We start from the raw sequence: 16,137 nt of genomic DNA on the forward strand, positions 1-16,137 counted from the left end.
TGAGTACAGACAACAACCACCCCCCCAACAGGAGGTTTTCCGATATGAAGAAAGAACAAACTCACAAGGGCCGCAATACCGCCGTTGCCATCCTGCTCCTTCTGGCCCTGCTGGGCGGCACCGCCGCCCTGAGCGGCCGCAACGCCGGCCGGACCGCCGCCGTGGAGCCCTCCGCCACCCCCATGGCCGCCGTCCTTTCCGCTGAGACCGTCCGGCCCGAGGCCGCCGCGCCCAGCGTCCGGCCCAGCGAGGCCCCCGCCGCCGTGGCCGCGCCCCTCCCCGTGGAGAGCGCCGCCCCCAAGGCCCTGCCTCTCTCTCAGCCCGTCCGCCGGGAGGCTGCCCCCGCCGTCACCGCCGCTCCCGCCGTGGAGCCCGAAAACACCGCCGAGCCCGAGATGGAGCTCACCGTGGACGACACTCTCGTGCCTCTGGCCGCCCTGCCCCAGAACGACATCCCGGCCCCCGAGCTCCCCGTCCGGGAGCTCCCCACCCCGCCGGCGGCCCCCTCCGCCCGGCCCGAGACCGGCCGGAACGACAGCAGTGACCGGGACGACAGCGATTTCACTCCTCCCGTGGTCTCCTCCACTCCCGCTCCTTCCGAGTCCGCCGAGGTAAGCCCTGTCCCCACGCCCTCTGAGTCCGTTGAGGTAAGCCCCTCCCCCGTGCCTACCGAGCCCGTCGAGGAGGACACCCGCACCAACCTCCAAAAGACCGTGGACTTCGCCCAGGCCATCGTGGACGGGTACAACGCCTGTGAGGACGACAACGCCCGCAGAGAGTATCTGGGCGTCACCAACAGCAACTTCTCCAACGACACCTTCCGGGCTCTGATGGCCGACCGCATGGACGACACGGCCCTGGAGCTGGACGACGAGACCGTCCTGGCCGCCGCGGTCCAGGCCGGCGCCCCCGACACTCAGTATATCCACGCTTACTTCCTGAAAAACACCGCGGGTGCCGCCAGCCCCATGGACTTTGTCATCTACACCACCTCCAACCAGTCCATCAGCGGCGGCAGCAAGTGGGCCGCCTGGCTGGTGTGGCTCCCCCAGGCCGAGACCTATGAGGACGGCTGGTTCATCACCACCCAGACCCACTCCCACACCGGGGCCCTCCAGACCAATACCGTCAGCGGCTTCCGGAACGCCTCCGCCGACGTCATGGCGGAAGAAGTCCTCACCTCCGACAACGCCTGGGCCCCTCTCTTCGGCCAGCCCGCCCCCGAGTATCCCGACTACACCGACGAGGCCGCCATCCAGTGGCTTCTGGCCCAGCTGGACGACACCGAGAGCAAGGTCTATGAGTTCTATCACCGTGACAGCGTCTACACCGCCGCCCTCAACTCCACCGGCGTCAACTTCGGGGAGTCCGTCAACACCGCGCTCCGGGCCTTCTTCGGCCTGGACGAGGACGCTTCCTTCACCTGGCGCATTTACCGGGCCAAGAACGGCAGCGAGCTCAACGTTTTCTTCACCCGGAGCGTCATCGAGGACGAGGACACCGTGCTGGAGAATGTCACCGCTCACTTCAGCAAGGCCCCCGGCGAGTACCTTCAGGGCACCGCCTCCGTCATTTATGACGACGAGAACAATCTGGTCCTCTACGGCAACAGCTTCACCGCCTACGGCGCCGAGCCCATGGTCATGACCGCCGAGCTGCTCCCCATCCCCCAGGAGCCCCCCATCCAGGTGGAAGAGGAAGTCCCCGCCCAGACCGAGACCCTCCCTGAGGATCAGGACACCGAGGAGGAGACCCCCGCAGAGGAAGAGCCCGCCGAAGAGTCCCCCGTGGAAGAAGAGCCCGCCGCCGGCACCGAAGACGAGATCATTCCCGACGAGGACGAGGATCTGACCGAGGACAGCGAAGAGGCCGAGACGCCCGAGACCGATACCGTCGAAGCCCCTGAGACCGGCGCCGCCGAGAGCACCGACGGGACTGTTGAGAACACCGAGGCCCCCACCGTCGACACTGAGACTGTGGAAGAGATCTAACTTCAAAAAGCCCCCGCTTTCCGAATTGGAAAGCGGGGGCTTTTTTATCGCTTGGCACAGGTCAGCCCAGCATCTCGGCCACCACCGCCATCACGGGCAGGGTGGCGATGGACAGGAGGGTGGACAGGCTCACCAGCTGGGCCGCCCGGGCGGCGTCCCGGCCGAAGCGCTCGGAGAACATGCTGGTGATGCCCGCCGCCGGGGCGGCGGAGAGGATGACCGTGGCGGCGTAAAACATGGGGTCCAGCCGGAGGGGGAGGAGGAGCAGGGCGGTGAGGGTGGGCATCAGCAGGAGCTTTACCGCCGAGGCGGCGTACAGCTCCCCCGCCCGGAAGGTGCTCAAAAGGTCGGCCCGGGCCATCTGGGCCCCGATGACCACCATGGCCAGCGGGGTGTTCAGCTCCCCCAGGAACCCCACGGTGCTGTACACCGGCCCCGGCAGCCGCAGCCGCAGGAGGAAGAGGGGCAGCCCTACCGTGACGGCGATGACGCCGGGGTTGAGGAACAGCTTCTTCACGGAGAAGGCCCGCCGCCCGCCCATGAGCATCACCCCGTGGGTCCAGGAAAAGAGGTTGAAAACCACCATGGAGATGACGGCAAAGATCAGCGCCTCCTCCCCCAGCACCGCCCGCACCAGGGGCAGGCCCATAAAGCCGGTGTTGCCGTAGATCATCCCGAACCGGAGGGGGGCCTGGAGGTCGGGCTTTTTTTTGCGGAAAAAGAGGAGGGAGACCAGGATGTACACCACGTAGCACCCCGCCAGGGCGGCGGTGCCCACCGCCAGGGTGCGCAGGGTGGATTCCTCCCACTCGGTCTGGAAGGAGTCGATGATGACGCAGGGAGTGACCACATACATCAGCAGGAAGGACATCTCAGAGGTCCCAACCAGCGTCAGCTTTTCTCTCTTGGCCAGCACGAACCCCACTCCCATCAGGAGAAAGAGGGTCGTCACCTGCCCCAGCACCACCAGAAAATGTTCCAGCATACCCGCACACGACCTTTGGTAAAAGTAAGGTATTATACCACATCCTTCCCAAAAATGCTATAATGGAAAAAAGCGGAAGGGGGGTGCCCGGTATGCTGGCCTTCTATCTCTCCCTCATCGACGGGGAGGACAACAAATCGCTGTTCACGGAGTTTTACCGCCGGTATGAGCGCAAGCTCTACGCCGTGGCGCTGAGCCTCCTCAAAAATCCCGCCCTGGCGGAGGAGGCGGTCAGCGGGGCTTTTGAGCGGGCCGCGCGGCATTTTGAAACTTTTTTGAAAATATATCAAAATAATTGTCACGAAATCGAACCCTGGGCCGTTACCATAGTGAAGAACCTCTCCCTGGACATCCTGGAAAAGGAAGGCCGGAGCGGCGGCCTTCCCGAGGACTGGGACGCCCCCGCTCCCGAGGACACCGAGGGGGAGGACGCCTACCGGCGCCTGGTGGGGCTGATCCGCTCCATGCCCCAGCGCTACCGCCGGGTCCTGGAGCTGAAATTCGTCTGCGAGTGGTCCACAAAGGAGATCGCCCACCATCTGGGCCTCAAGGAGGACGCCGTCAAGCAGCGGGTGAGCCGGGGCCGGGAGCTGCTCATGGAAAAACTCAGGGAGGAGGGATACGAGCGTGAATCAGTCTGAACGTTTTGACGCCCTCCTCCGCGCCGCCCTCCTGGAGGCCCAGCGGTTGGACTGGGCCGGCGTGCTGGAGGGGCCGCTCCCCGAGCCCGCGTTTTCCCGCCGGTACCTCCGCCGCCGGGAGGCCCTGCTCCAAAACCCCTTCCCGGTCCTCCGCCCCCTGTGGCAAAGGGCCCTGCGGGCGGCGGTCTGGATGCTGGTGGCCGCCGGGATCGCCCTGGGCGGGCTGTGGCTCAACCCCTCCACCCGGGCCTGGGTGGAGCAGGTTATTTTCCACCGCTACCCGGAGGTGGACGAGTACCGCTTCAGCGGGGACCCGGAGGACGTCGGAGACCTGGGGAACATCCGGCCCAGCTATGTACCGGATGGGTTTGTGGAAACGGAAGCCTTGGAGCTTATGGGAAATTGGTATATCACCTATCAAAATGAAGCTGGGGTTTATATCGACTTTTCTGTTATAGCCGCTGCCGACGGCAGTTTTCTCGGCTTTGACAATGAGCATTCCACTCATTCCGAGATTACAGTGAATGGTATGAAAGGCGAACTCTACACCGCCGTCTCCTCTGAATACGAAAACTACCTTCTTCTATCAGACGAAAATAAGGGCTGTATCTATTTCTTTTCCTCTAAGGCTGGAACGGAAACATTGATACAAATAGCCGAAAGCCTTGGGGCCGTAAGCTAATAAATTTTTTAAATATTTTCAAAAATTTTGTCACCTTTTTGAGAGCTGAGCCGTTATATGAGTGAAGGGCAAAACAGCGGGCCCTATCACAAATGAGAGAAGGCTTGGTCCCCATGCAGAAAAAAATTCGTATTGTTTCCTTGTCGCTTATCCTGGCCTTGTGCATGTCCCTGTGCGCCAACGCCGCGGCCCCCCGCACGAAGAACAACTTTACCTATGGAGGAAACTTGTCTGTGTCTGGTCAGACCGCTAACTGCTCTCTGCACGTAGACGCCAGCAACGCCGGGCCTAACGCATCGATTACAGTGGACATCGACGTACAGGTCAGAACCAGCTCGGGCGGCTGGTCCAGCATCACCGGCTGGGGCTGGAGCGGCACCGGCACCCTCTCCCGCAGCAAATCCCACACCGATTCCCGCGTGTCCAAGGGCAACACCCGCATGGCCTATACCATCACCGTGGTGGGTTCTAACGGCACCGATATCGTGAGCGGATTTGTAGATGGGTGAGGGGCGCAAAGAAATCCGTCACACTGTCTATTCGGTTTATCAGTGACTAGAAAAAATTTATTTGCCTTTCTACCAAGCTATAAGAACTGTTTTGGTGGTTTTTAGTTGATTTTTATAATCCTTTTTGACTATATAAAGGAGGTTATTATGAAACGTAAAATGTCTGCTTTACTACTCTTGGTATCTATGTGTTTGAGTCTGACCTCTTCTGCCCTTGCTGCCAATGATATTTCCACCACCAAGCTGGATGTGACCAATGGAAGGTTCGTCTCTATGGAAGCCGCTCCTGCTCAGGCAGCATTGAATACATTCTTTGAAACACGGAACTATGCTTCCGGAGAAGTACTGTCTATACCTAACGCAGACGGCCTCTCCGCCATATCCGACGAGGTTGCCGACGACATAAGTGCCCGGACGCTTTCCCTGAAAGAATTTTGGGCTGATGAGGATGTTGAAATTGTCTCCACCTCTGTAACAGGCCATGTTCTTTCCGCCGTGCAGAACACCAAGGATGCCAGCATTGACGCAATTGCCTATGAGTGGACGTGGGTTGATTACATCGACAGTAATTGCGGCATTGTAGATCGCATGGGCTTTGGTACCCTGCATGATATGACATTGGCTACCGCTGAGGACGGCGCCTATTCTATCGTACGAGACAGCTATAATGAGGCCGACATCTCCGGCCATGTCTCCAAAGATTATAATGCCGAGGCTTTTGAACTTGCCACTGCGGGCATTGACACCACCGATATCTATATGAGCGAAGTAGCAAAGGAGGAAGGGCTTCTTAAATCTGAAGCCTATTCTGTTGCCGCTGTTGCTGCCACGGAAACCAAGATGCCAGCCCCTCTGGAGTGTATTAAGTACGCTGACGAATGGGTCGAACATGACATATACAGCACCCCATCCGCTGTACCCAAGTACAATCCTGTTTTCAGCTATCACGCTAGTAACGACTGCTGCAATTTTGTCTCTCAGTGCGTCTATACAGGCGGCTTCGAGATGGATCGTAAAAACGGCTGGTACCACGACATGAACAGCACTACCAGCCATGGGGCCGCATGGGGTTCTGTTTCCGCCTTCAGATCCTACTGGATGACCACCCGTGGTTTCCAGGAGGTCACGGCCACTGATACGAGTGTCTTGCCCGGAAACCCCGTTTACTGGATCAAAGAATTGGATCATAAAAATGATCCGAATTACTCTGGCAACCATATTGCCATCTGTGTCGGTTACAATGCTGCTGGAAATCCCATCATCAATGGCCATACCCGGAACGTTTACCACGAAAAACTCAACACCAGTGCATATAAACGTACCTTAAAACTGAACCAGTCCAATCCCTTCATTGTTGCACCCAAGGCTGCCACCGCTGTCCAGATTCCTGGCCTTAATAATCTATATTTACAGGCCGGGAAAGCTGAGTTTTTCAAGTTTACTGCTCCCTCCAATGGATACTTTACAGTGTACACCTCCGGTTCTACGGATACCTATGGGTATCTGTATGAGGGACAATCCGCCGCTGGTTCAGCAGGGACAATTTATCTCAAAGAGATCAGTCATAACGGAGACGCGTGGGGCGGTATCAACTGCCGTTTTGGCGGAAACTTGACAGCAAATAAAACTTACTATATCATGATTTGCGGAGAAGAGGCAACAAGTTCCGGCAGTTACAACCTGATGCTCCAAGCCGGATAGACAGGGAGGTATTTTATGTTCCAACCAAACCCATTTGCCCGTCTCCGCAGCCGACTGCTCCCAAGCGCTCTGGCGGCCGCGTTACTTCTCTCCTCTTCCCTGCCCGCCGCCGGGGTGGAAGAGAGGCGGTTCAGCGACGTACCGACGACACACTGGGCTGCGGCCCCCATTGATAAGATGGCGGAGCGGGGCGTGGTACAGGGCTTGGAAGATGGCAGATTTGCCCCGGAGAGCGTTGTCACTTATGCCGAGTTTCTGGCCATGCTGACCCGGGCGTTTTACTCTGACCGGGTGGGCCCTCAGAAAAGTCCATGGTATGACACCTATGTAATGGCCGCCGATGCTGTCGACATCTTGTCTGGCACCTCGGCCAAGATCACCCCGGAGGCGACCATCACCCGCTATGAGATGGCTCAGCTCATATACAACGTCATCGTCCAGCAGGGTACCGCTCAGTCCGCCGGGATCGGGCAATTGGACATTAAAGACTGGGCTGCTGTCCCCGTCGATTATCAGCAGGCCGTCTCGGCCTGCTACGATCAGGGGCTGCTCACCGGTACCGAGGATGGCAGCTTTAACGGCGGATCAAACATGACTCGGGCCCAGGCTGCCGCTGTGATGGAACGTCTTATTGGAGACCAACCCCTCTATGATCCGGAAAAATTTGTTGCCCTGTGGCAATGTTTTGTGGATAAGACCTTCCAGTACACAGCCCCCCAGGACGCCACCATAGAGGACGCAACACTAGTGTTGACAAAGCAGGTAATGGACAGCCTTCTGCCCTATGATCCCGCCCGGGCATTCCAACTCACTGGCTACGAGATTGTTGGCATTGATGGCCCCCAGTGGAATCCGGACGAGCAGTGCTGGTACGCCATACCACAGGTCAAAATTGCCTATACAGGCAAGTATGGGGCCATCGGTATCCAGCCCGCTGACCAGGACATGGTTCTGGTTGAAGACATCGATGGTTGGTACACCTTTGGTTCGGTCAAGATTACAAAATCAGGCAGCACCTATACACTTGTCCAGGCTGACGGTCAACCCTGAAGAAGTCAAGGGGACCGCGCTTTCGACCCACTGACCCCGCCCCTGAACGCCGCGGTTGACAGGCGGCCCCGCCTGGGATAGAATAAAATCCACATTACCACCCAGGGAGGTCCCGCCATGGGCAAGACCGTCAAGACCGTGCTCCTGATTCTTTTCGCCACCCTTCTGCTGGGGCTCTGGCTCTGGTTTCAGGCGGGCGTGAGCTTTGCCTACAAGGGCTTTTACAATCTCTTCTTCACCCTGATGTACCTGGGCGTGGTCCTGGGCCTTTGGCACAACAGGCAGGGGTGAGCCGGATCTTTTCCCCCGAAGGCTCCAGCCTCCGGAGGCGCGTGCGCGCCTCCGGGGGCTTTCTCTTTTGCCCCGCAAGTTGACACCGTTCCATTCTTTGGGATATACTAAGAAACCGGGCGGATGAGGACATCCGCCCCTACACTACGATCCCAAGGAACGGAGGCACCCCATGACCGCCCAAGAAATGAAGCACCGCGGCCACCTGGCCATTTTTGCGTCCTATTATAAGCCCCACATGAAGCTGTTTTTGCTGGATATGTTCTGCGCGCTGATGATCTGCGTGGTGGATCTGGTTTTCCCCTACGTCTCCCGCCTGTCCATGCAGACCCTCCTGCCCCAGGGGCTGTTCCAGACCTTTTTCACCGTCATGGTCATTATGGCCCTGGCCTACCTCCTGAAGGGCGGCATGTACTTCATCGTCACCTTCTGGGGCCATTTGATGGGGGTGAACATCGAGGCCGACATCCGCCGGGACCTGTTCGCCCATATGCAGACCCTTTCCTTTTCCTTTTTTGACAAGAACCGCACCGGCCAGCTCATGAGCCGGGTCACCGGCGACCTCTTTGAGATCGGCGAGCTGGCCCACCACGGCCCCGAGGACCTGTTCATCTCCACGGTGACCCTCGTGGGCGCCTTCTGCGTCATGCTCACCATCCGCTGGCAGCTGGCCCTGGCCGTGTTCGCCGTGGTGCCCCTCTTCGTGGCCTTCACCATCTTCCAGCGCCGCCGGATGAGCCGGGCCAGCGTGGCGGTGAAGGGCAAGCTGGCCGTCATCAACGGGGAGGTGGAATCCTCCCTCTCCGGCATCCGCACCGCCCAGGCCTTCGCCAACGAGGACGAGGAAAAGCAGAAGTTCGAGTCCTCCAACGACCAGTTCCGCCACGCCAAGCGGGGCTACTACAAGGCCATGGCCCTCTACCAGTCCGGCATGGAGCTGTGCGTGGGCCTCATGTCCGTGCTGGTCATCGCCGTGGGCGGCTACTTCATCATGGTGGGGCAGATGGATTACACCGACCTCATCACCTTCTCCCTCTACGTCACCACCTTCATCACCCCCATCCGCAAGCTCTCCGCCTTCGTGGAGCAGTTCATGCAGGGCATGGCAGGCTTTACCCGCTTTGTGGAGCTGATGCGCACCGAGCCGGAGATCGCCGACGCCCCCGACGCCGTGGAAGCCGGCCAAGTCAAGGGCCGCATCGACGTGGACCACGTCACCTTTTCCTACGGCCCCGGCAAGGCCAACGTGCTGGAGGACATCGACCTCCACGTGGCCCCCGGGGAAACCCTGGCGGTGGTGGGCCCCTCCGGCGGCGGCAAGTCCACCCTGTGCCAGCTCATCCCCCGGTTCTACGACGTCACCGGCGGGGACATCAAACTGGACGGCCAGGACGTGCGGGGGCTGACCCTGGCGTCCCTCAGGAAAAACATCGGCATCGTCCAGCAGGACGTGTTCCTCTTCGCCGGCACCATCTTTGACAACATCGCCTACGGCAAGCCTGGCGCAAGCCCGGAGGAGGTCTACGCCGCCGCCAAAAAGGCGGAGCTCTTCGACGACGTGATAGCCATGCCCGACGGCTTCCAGACCTACGTGGGGGAGCGGGGGGTGATGCTCTCCGGCGGGCAGAAGCAGCGGGTGTCTATCGCCCGGGTCTTTCTGAAGGACCCCCCGGTGCTCATTCTGGACGAGGCCACCTCCGCCCTGGACACTGTGACCGAGCACCGCATCCAGGGGGCCTTCGACGAGCTGGCCAAGGGCCGCACCACCCTCATCATCGCCCACCGGCTGTCCACCATCCGCTCCGCCAGCCGCATCGCCGTCATTGACGACAACCGGGTGGCCGAGCTGGGGACCTGGGAGGAGCTGGTCAAACAGGACGGGGCCTTCGCCGAGCTGTGTAAGGCCCAGGCGTTGTCATGAGGAGCCCCTCAAAATCCAAGAAAGGGCTTGATTCCATGCTGTATTATCTCCTCGCCGCTGTCCTGGTCGTTATTGACCAGCTGGTGAAGCTCTGGGTCCGGGGGAACATCCCTCTGGGGACCGCCATCCCCTTTATCCCCGGCCTGATGGACCTGACCTACTACCAGAACACCGGGGCCGCCTTTTCCAGCTTTTCTGGGATGACGTGGCTGCTGGCCCTGGTGTCCCTGGCCGCCTCCGTGGCGGTGGCGGTGCTGCTGGCGAAGGATTTTTTCCCCGGCAGGCTGGGCCGGCTCACCCTCTCCCTCATCCTGGCCGGGGCGATGGGCAACCTCATCGACCGGGTGTTCCTGCGCTTTGTCACCGACATGTTCCAGACCACCTTCATGAATTTCGCCATCTTCAACGTGGCCGATATCTGCGTGGTGGTGGGGGGCATCCTGATGGTGGTCTACGTCCTCTTTTTCTGGGACAAGGATAAGGAGAAGCTTCATGACGCCTCTTGACCTCACCGCCGACCGGGAAGGGGAGCGGGTGGACCAATTTCTCACCCGGAGCCTTCCCCAGCTCACACGCTCGGCCGCCCAGCGGCTTTTGGAGGAGGGGTCGGTCATCTGCGCCGGGCAGGCGGTGAAGAAGAACCGCAAGACCGTCCCAGGGGAAATTTACACCATCTGTATCCCCGACCCGGCCCCGGTGGACGTCCTGCCCCAGGACATCCCCCTGGAGGTGGCCTACGAGGACGCCGACGTCATCGTGGTCAACAAGCCCGTGGGGCTGGTGGTCCACCCCGCGCCGGGGCACCCGGACGGGACTTTGGTCAACGCGCTGTTATATCACTGCGGAAATAGCCTCTCCGGCATCAACGGCCAGCTCCGCCCTGGCATCGTCCACCGCATCGACCGGGACACCTCGGGGCTCATCATCGCCGCCAAGAACGACGCCGCCCACCTCTCCCTGGCCGCCCAGCTCCAGGACCACTCCCTCTACCGGGAGTATCACGCCGTGGCGGTGGGGACGCTGAGGGAGGACGCGGGCACCGTGGACGCCCCCATCGGCCGCCACGGGGTGGACCGAAAAAAGATGGCCATCGACCCCAAAAACGGCCGGGAGGCCGTCACCCACTGGGAGGTGCTGGGCCGCTACCCCGGCCACACCTACGTAAAGTGCCGTCTGGAGACGGGGCGCACCCACCAGATCCGGGTCCACCTGGCCTCCCTGGGCCACCCCCTGCTGGGGGACACGGTGTACGGGGCCAAAAAACCGGTGCCCGGGCTGGCGGGGCAGTGCCTTCACGCCAAAAAGCTCTCCTTTGTCCACCCCCGGACGGGGGAGCGGGTGACGGTGGAGTGCGGCCTGCCCGACTGGTTCCAGTCCGTGCTGGACAAGCTGGAGCGCCGGACGTGAGCGGGGCCTTCGAGACCATCTGGGCCCTGGCCCGCCAGGTGCCCCACGGGACGGTGGTCACCTACGGCCAGCTGGCCCGGCTGGCGGGAAATCCCCACTGGGCCAGGGTGGCGGGCTACGCCATGCACGCCGCGCCGGAGGACGTGCCCTGGCAGCGGGTGGTGAACCGACTGGGGGAGGTCCACTCTCCCAGGCAGCGGGTTTTGCTGGAGGGGGAGGGCGTGGGTTTTCTCCCCGACGGGCGAGTGGACCTGGCCCGCTTTTCCTGGCTGGGGCCTTGACCGTTCCAGGCTTGACACACCACAACAGAAAGAAGGAGCAGTCTATGAAACGAGTCCTCATCGGCGGGTTTTTGTCTCTCATCGGCACCATTTGGAGCCTTGCGGTCCTCCTTACCGCGATGAACAACCTGGTCTCCGGCTGGTCCACCCCGCCCGGCCGTCTGCTCTCCACGATTATGGAGCTGGGCGTGATGCCCCTTTTCGTGCTGGCCCTCCTCCTGGCGGTATCGGGACTGGTCATTCTGGTAATGGAGCTTTTCCGAAAAGACCGGTGAACCGCCCTTGACAAATTTCTACCCCCGTTATAAAATACCCCCAGACCGCAGGAACAAACTGAATACAGGGGCGCTGGACGCAAGTCCGGCTGAGATGCAGGGGTGTAACGCCACCCCCGGTCCCTTGAACCTGATCCGGGTAATGCCGGCGTAGGAAGCGATTTGGTGACACATCGTCTCTTTTTCGTACCGCAATGCGCCTTCCCCGGTTTGCGCTTGCGGTACTTTTTTCAAGAGGAGAAAGAAACGATGGAAAACACCGCGACACACACCAATGCCCGCTCCAACCAGACCACCCGCATGCTCTGCGAGGGGGCCATCATGATCGCCCTCTCCCTCATCCTGGGCCTCATCAAGCTCTTCGAGCTGCCCCAGGGGGGCTCCATCTCCCTGGAGATGCTCCCCCTGCTCCTGTTCTGCGTCCGCTGGGGCGTGGCCAGGGGCTTCATCACCTGCACCGCCTTCGGCATCCTCCAGGTCTTTGTCCAGGGGGCGGTGAGCTGGGGCTGGCAGTCCATCCTGCTGGACTACGTGGTGGCCTTCGCCGCCATCGGCTTCGCCGGCTTCGGCCGGGGGCACAAGTACGGCATCTTCTGGGGCAGCGTGCTGGGGGGCATCGGCCGGTTCGTGATTCACTTCATCAGCGGCATCACCCTGTACCGCATTGCCGTTCCCACCCCGGTGCTGGGCACCGTCTACGACAACCCCTATCTCTACTCCGCCGCCTATAACGGCAGCTACGTGGCCATCGACCTGGCCATTTCCCTGGTGGTCTTTGCCATCCTCTACAAGCCTTTGAACAAATATCTGACGGGGGGCGACCTCCGGTAAAGGAGGGACCCCTTTGGGCAAATTCGACGGTGTGCTCCTGGCCACCGACTTTGACGACACCTACTACGGCGCCGACAACCGGGTCCACCCCGCCAACCTGGAGGCGGTGGACTACTTCAAGTCCCAGGGCGGGACCTTCACCGTCTCCACCGGCCGGGCCCACCGCACCTTTTTCCCCTTCCTGGCCCTGGCCCCGGTGAACGCCCCCGTGGTCCTCTCCAACGGCGCCCAGCTCTATGATTTTGACGCCGACCGCATGGTGCTGGAGACCACCCTCCCCGTCACCATTGGCCCCGATCTGGAGGAGGTGGCCGCCCGGGTCCCAGAGGTGAGCCTGGAGGCCTACCACGGGGAAGACATCTACATCTGGAACCCCAACCGGTGGACCTGGTTCCACCTGAACAAGGCAGGCACCGGGGCCGACGAGCAGCCCATCGCCGCCATGCCCCAGCCCTGGGGGAAGGCCATCCTTCACCAGGAACACCCCATCCTCCGAAAGGCCCAGGCGGACATCCTGGCCCACTGGCCGGAGCGGTACGAGGCCATCTTCTCCAACCCCCACATGCTGGAGCTCACCGCCAAGGGGAGCACCAAGGGGGGCATGGTGCTGGAGCTGGCCCGGCGGCTTGGCATCCGGCGGGAGCACATCTACTGCGTGGGGGACAACCAAAACGACATCCCCATGCTGGCGGTGTCCGCCATCCCCTTCGCCCCCGCCAACTGCGCCCCCGAGGTCAAGGACTGGGGCGCCACCCTTCTGCCCCCCTGCGAGGAGGGGGCTGTGGCGCGGCTCATCGAGATTTTGGACGACAGGTATTGACGGACGTTCCGTTCCACCACCCACCACAGCGGGGAGGGCTTGCCCTCCCCGCTGCTTTTTGCTATAATGGGAAAGATTTTTGAAAGGGGGTTTTGACATGCGAAACGTCAGTCTTATCGGGATGCCCGGCTCGGGCAAATCCACGGTGGGAGTCCTGCTGGCCAAAGAGCTGGGCTTCTCCTTCGTGGATACCGACCTCCTCATCCAGCGGCAGGAGGGGGCCCTCCTCCAGTCCGTGCTGGACCGGCTGGGCACCGAGCGGTTTTTGGACACCGAGGCCGAGGTCATCGCCGCCCTGGACTGCCAGCGCACCGTCATTGCCCCCGGCGGCTCCGCCGTCCTCCGGGACCTGGGGGCCCGCCGCCTCAAGGAGCTGGGGCCGGTGCTCTATCTGAAGCTGCCCTGCGCCGCTCTGGAGCGGCGGCTGGGCGACCTGGCCTCCCGGGGGGTCACCCTGGCCCCCGGCCAGACCCTTCAGGATCTCTACGACTACCGGGCGCCCTACTACGAAAAGTACGCCGACCTGGTCATCGACGCCGACCAGCCCCGGCTGGAGGACACCGTGGCGCTGGCCCTGGCCGCCCTGCGGCAGCTCTGACCCCGCCGGTAAAAATCAGGGCGGACGGAGGCCCCTTCGGTCACATAGATTGCGGTGGAGATGTTTTGTTCCTTCCATTGTAATTTCCGCCTGAAAATGGTATACTAACTCTATCTGATAGTTTCACGGTCTCCACCGTGTTTGTGCCGCCCTCCAGCGGAAGGGGGGAAGGCCCGGCGCCCTTCGGCGCCGCTATACATTTTTTCCGCTTTCCCGCCGCGGACGTATCGGCAAGATACGCCCTTGTTTTGCTGTGTACGGGACATCTAAAAAAAGGACCAACGCTATGACATTTGAATCCCTGGGGCTCTGCCCCCCCATCCTCTCCGCCCTGGCCGCCCTGGACTACAAGGCCCCCTCTCCCATCCAGGAGAAGGCCATCCCCCCCGCCCTGGCGGGCCGGGACGTGCTGGGCTGCGCCCAGACCGGCACCGGCAAGACCTGCGCCTTCGCCGCTCCCATCCTCCAGCGGCTCAACGACCACCCCGCCAAGGGCCGCCCCGTCCGGGCCCTCATCCTCACCCCCACCCGGGAGCTGGCCCTCCAGATCCAGGAGAGCTTCGAGGCCTACGGCAGGAACCTGCCCCTGCGCTCCGCCGTCATCTTCGGCGGGGTGGGACAGCAGCCCCAGGTGGATAAGCTGAAAGCCGGGGTGGATATCCTGGTGGCCACCCCCGGCCGGCTGGAGGACCTCCACAATCAGGGCTTCATCCACGTGGAAAAGCTGGAGATCTTCGTCCTGGACGAGGCCGACCGGATGCTGGACATGGGCTTCATCCACGACGTGAAGAAGATCCTGACCTGGCTGCCCAAGAAGAAGCAGACCCTCTTCTTCTCCGCCACCATGCCCCCCGAGGTTCAGGGCTTGGTGGACTCCCTGCTTACCGATCCCGTAAAGGTGGCGGTGGACCCGGTGTCCTCCCCGGTGGAGGTCATCGACCAGAGGCTCTACTACGTGGACCGGAGCAACAAGTCCAAGCTCCTGGCCTCCCTCATCCAGCGGCCGGGTGTGAAAAACGCCCTCATTTTCACCCGCACCAAGCACGGGGCCAACAAGGTGGCCGCCGACCTGCTGAAATCCGGGGTCACCTCCGCCGCCATTCACGGCAACAAGAGCCAGACCGCCCGCCAGCAGGCCCTTGCCGACTTCAAGGCCGGGCGGGTGAAGGCCCTGGTGGCCACCGACATCGCCGCCCGGGGCATCGACATTGAAGAGCTCTCCCACGTCTTTAACTATAACCTCCCCGACGTGCCCGAGACCTACGTCCACCGCATCGGCCGGACCGGGCGGGCGGGGAAGGGGGGCACCGCCGTGTCCTTCTGCGAGTTTGGGGAGAAGGAGCTGCTCTCTCCCATTGAAAAGCTCCTCAAGCGGCCCATCCCCGTGGTGGAGGACCACCCCTGGCCCATGGAGGTCTTTGAGGCCCCCAAGCGGGACAAACACGGCAAGATCGTCAACCCCGACGACGCCGAGGCCCGCCAGGCCGCCCGGGAGCGGAAAAAGCTCCGGGACGCCGCCAAGAAGGAGGCCGCCCCGGCGGCGGGGGCCAAGCCTTCCCGGGCTCCCGCCGAGAAGCCCGCCAAGCCCAAGGCCCAGCCCCGGCAGGAAAAGGCCGCCCAGTCCCCCGCCGCGGGCAAGCGCAAGGCGGCGGGCTATAAGCCCAGCCGCACCCTGGACGAGGCCCTCTCCGCCATGGAGCCCAACTACACCCCGGAGGAGCGGGCCGCCCAGGCCCAGTATTACCGGGACCCCCTGGCGGGGGACACCATCATGGACGCCACCGCCCGGCTCCTGGCCCCCCGCCGCGGCGCCAAGGCCCCCGAGCCTCCCCGGCCCCAGCAGGGCAGGGAAGGGGAGCGGCGGAAGAAAAAGCCCGCCCAGACCCAGCAGCCCCCCCGGCAGGCCAAGGCCCAGAGCGGCCAGCAGGCATCTCAGAAGCCCAAGGCCCAGCCCGCCGCCAAGGACGCCCGGCGCAGAAACGGCCGGGGCGGCGGACGGCGGGGCCCCATGGAGGTCACCCTCCGGCTGGGGAACCAGAAGGACTCCACCGAGCGACAGGACAGCCTGATGAAGCCCTATTATTTCAATCCCAACGAGGATTAAGGCTTCACATCCAACAAAAAAAGCGAAAAAAGCGCCGCCGGTGATTCCGG

Annotated in this window: 17 protein-coding genes and 1 riboswitch; of the genes, 16 read left to right on the top strand and 1 reads right to left on the bottom strand. The window is 62.0% G+C overall.

Annotated elements, in window-relative coordinates; translation table 11 throughout:
• Nucleotides 1-44 precede the first annotated feature (44 nt).
• Nucleotides 45-1,991, top strand: coding sequence for a hypothetical protein (locus tag AAEU42_RS11060; protein WP_342233612.1), 1,947 nt, complete (start codon nt 45-47; stop codon nt 1,989-1,991).
• Between the two features lie 61 nt (nt 1,992-2,052).
• On the opposite strand, the gene AAEU42_RS11065 is transcribed toward AAEU42_RS11060, so the two are convergent.
• Nucleotides 2,053-2,976 (bottom strand): AEC family transporter, encoded by a 924-nt coding sequence (locus AAEU42_RS11065; RefSeq protein ID WP_342233613.1) that lies wholly within the window; start codon nt 2,974-2,976, stop codon nt 2,053-2,055.
• Nucleotides 2,977-3,068: 92 nt separating this feature from the next.
• Here AAEU42_RS11065 and AAEU42_RS11070 point away from each other — a divergent pair, with 92 nt between their 5' ends.
• The 15 genes from AAEU42_RS11070 to AAEU42_RS11140 all read left to right on the top strand — a co-directional run bounded on the left by AAEU42_RS11070 (nt 3,069) and on the right by AAEU42_RS11140 (nt 16,087).
• Entirely contained in the window at nt 3,069-3,617 is a 549-nt protein-coding gene (locus tag AAEU42_RS11070; protein WP_342233614.1) for an RNA polymerase sigma factor, read from the top strand.
• Nucleotides 3,604-4,299 (top strand): DUF4367 domain-containing protein, encoded by a 696-nt coding sequence (locus AAEU42_RS11075; RefSeq protein WP_342233615.1) that lies wholly within the window; start codon nt 3,604-3,606, stop codon nt 4,297-4,299. The genes AAEU42_RS11070 and AAEU42_RS11075 overlap by 14 nt, the downstream gene beginning before the upstream one ends.
• 140 nt (nt 4,300-4,439) lie before the next feature.
• Entirely contained in the window at nt 4,440-4,808 is a 369-nt protein-coding gene (locus AAEU42_RS11080) for a hypothetical protein (protein ID WP_342233616.1), read from the top strand.
• 147 nt (nt 4,809-4,955) lie between these two features.
• Nucleotides 4,956-6,509, top strand: coding sequence for an amidase domain-containing protein (locus AAEU42_RS11085; RefSeq protein WP_342233617.1), 1,554 nt, complete (start codon nt 4,956-4,958; stop codon nt 6,507-6,509).
• Nucleotides 6,510-6,524: 15 nt separating this feature from the next.
• Complete coding sequence (locus AAEU42_RS11090; protein WP_342233618.1) at nt 6,525-7,559, top strand: S-layer homology domain-containing protein; 1,035 nt, start codon at nt 6,525-6,527, stop codon at nt 7,557-7,559.
• Nucleotides 7,560-7,676: 117 nt separating this feature from the next.
• Complete coding sequence (locus AAEU42_RS11095) at nt 7,677-7,850, top strand: hypothetical protein (RefSeq protein ID WP_342233619.1); 174 nt, start codon at nt 7,677-7,679, stop codon at nt 7,848-7,850.
• A 172-nt stretch (nt 7,851-8,022) separates the two neighbouring features.
• Nucleotides 8,023-9,771 carry an ABC transporter ATP-binding protein gene (locus AAEU42_RS11100; protein ID WP_342233620.1) on the top strand — a complete coding sequence of 583 codons (1,749 nt, stop codon included), beginning with the start codon at nt 8,023-8,025 and terminating at the stop codon, nt 9,769-9,771.
• Nucleotides 9,772-9,806: 35 nt separating this feature from the next.
• Nucleotides 9,807-10,277, top strand: a complete 471-nt coding sequence (gene lspA / locus AAEU42_RS11105; RefSeq protein ID WP_342233621.1) for a signal peptidase II — start codon at nt 9,807-9,809, stop codon at nt 10,275-10,277.
• Nucleotides 10,264-11,178 (top strand): RluA family pseudouridine synthase, encoded by a 915-nt coding sequence (locus tag AAEU42_RS11110; protein WP_342233622.1) that lies wholly within the window; start codon nt 10,264-10,266, stop codon nt 11,176-11,178. Before lspA ends, AAEU42_RS11110 begins: the two co-directional genes overlap by 14 nt.
• On the top strand, nt 11,175-11,459 hold the full coding sequence (locus tag AAEU42_RS11115) for an MGMT family protein (RefSeq protein ID WP_342233623.1): 285 nt from the start codon (nt 11,175-11,177) through the stop codon (nt 11,457-11,459). The genes AAEU42_RS11110 and AAEU42_RS11115 overlap by 4 nt, the downstream gene beginning before the upstream one ends.
• A 44-nt stretch (nt 11,460-11,503) precedes the next feature.
• The gene (locus AAEU42_RS11120; protein ID WP_342233624.1) at nt 11,504-11,734 is read left to right on the top strand and encodes a hypothetical protein; all 231 of its coding nucleotides are present in this window, start codon (nt 11,504-11,506) and stop codon (nt 11,732-11,734) included.
• A gap of 56 nt (nt 11,735-11,790) precedes the next feature.
• A riboswitch (TPP riboswitch) is annotated at nt 11,791-11,908 on the top strand.
• Between the two features lie 75 nt (nt 11,909-11,983).
• Entirely contained in the window at nt 11,984-12,565 is a 582-nt protein-coding gene (locus AAEU42_RS11125) for an energy-coupled thiamine transporter ThiT (protein ID WP_342233625.1), read from the top strand.
• Nucleotides 12,566-12,578: 13 nt separating this feature from the next.
• Nucleotides 12,579-13,385, top strand: coding sequence for an HAD-IIB family hydrolase (locus AAEU42_RS11130; RefSeq protein WP_342233626.1), 807 nt, complete (start codon nt 12,579-12,581; stop codon nt 13,383-13,385).
• Between the two features lie 97 nt (nt 13,386-13,482).
• Entirely contained in the window at nt 13,483-13,983 is a 501-nt protein-coding gene (locus AAEU42_RS11135) for a shikimate kinase (RefSeq protein ID WP_342233627.1), read from the top strand.
• A gap of 286 nt (nt 13,984-14,269) precedes the next feature.
• Entirely contained in the window at nt 14,270-16,087 is a 1,818-nt protein-coding gene (locus AAEU42_RS11140) for a DEAD/DEAH box helicase (RefSeq protein ID WP_342233628.1), read from the top strand.
• The last annotated feature ends 50 nt before the right edge of the window (nt 16,088-16,137 follow it).

Source organism: Pseudoflavonifractor phocaeensis (genome assembly GCF_038439875.1).
Lineage (GTDB): Bacteria > Bacillota > Clostridia > Oscillospirales > Oscillospiraceae > Vermiculatibacterium.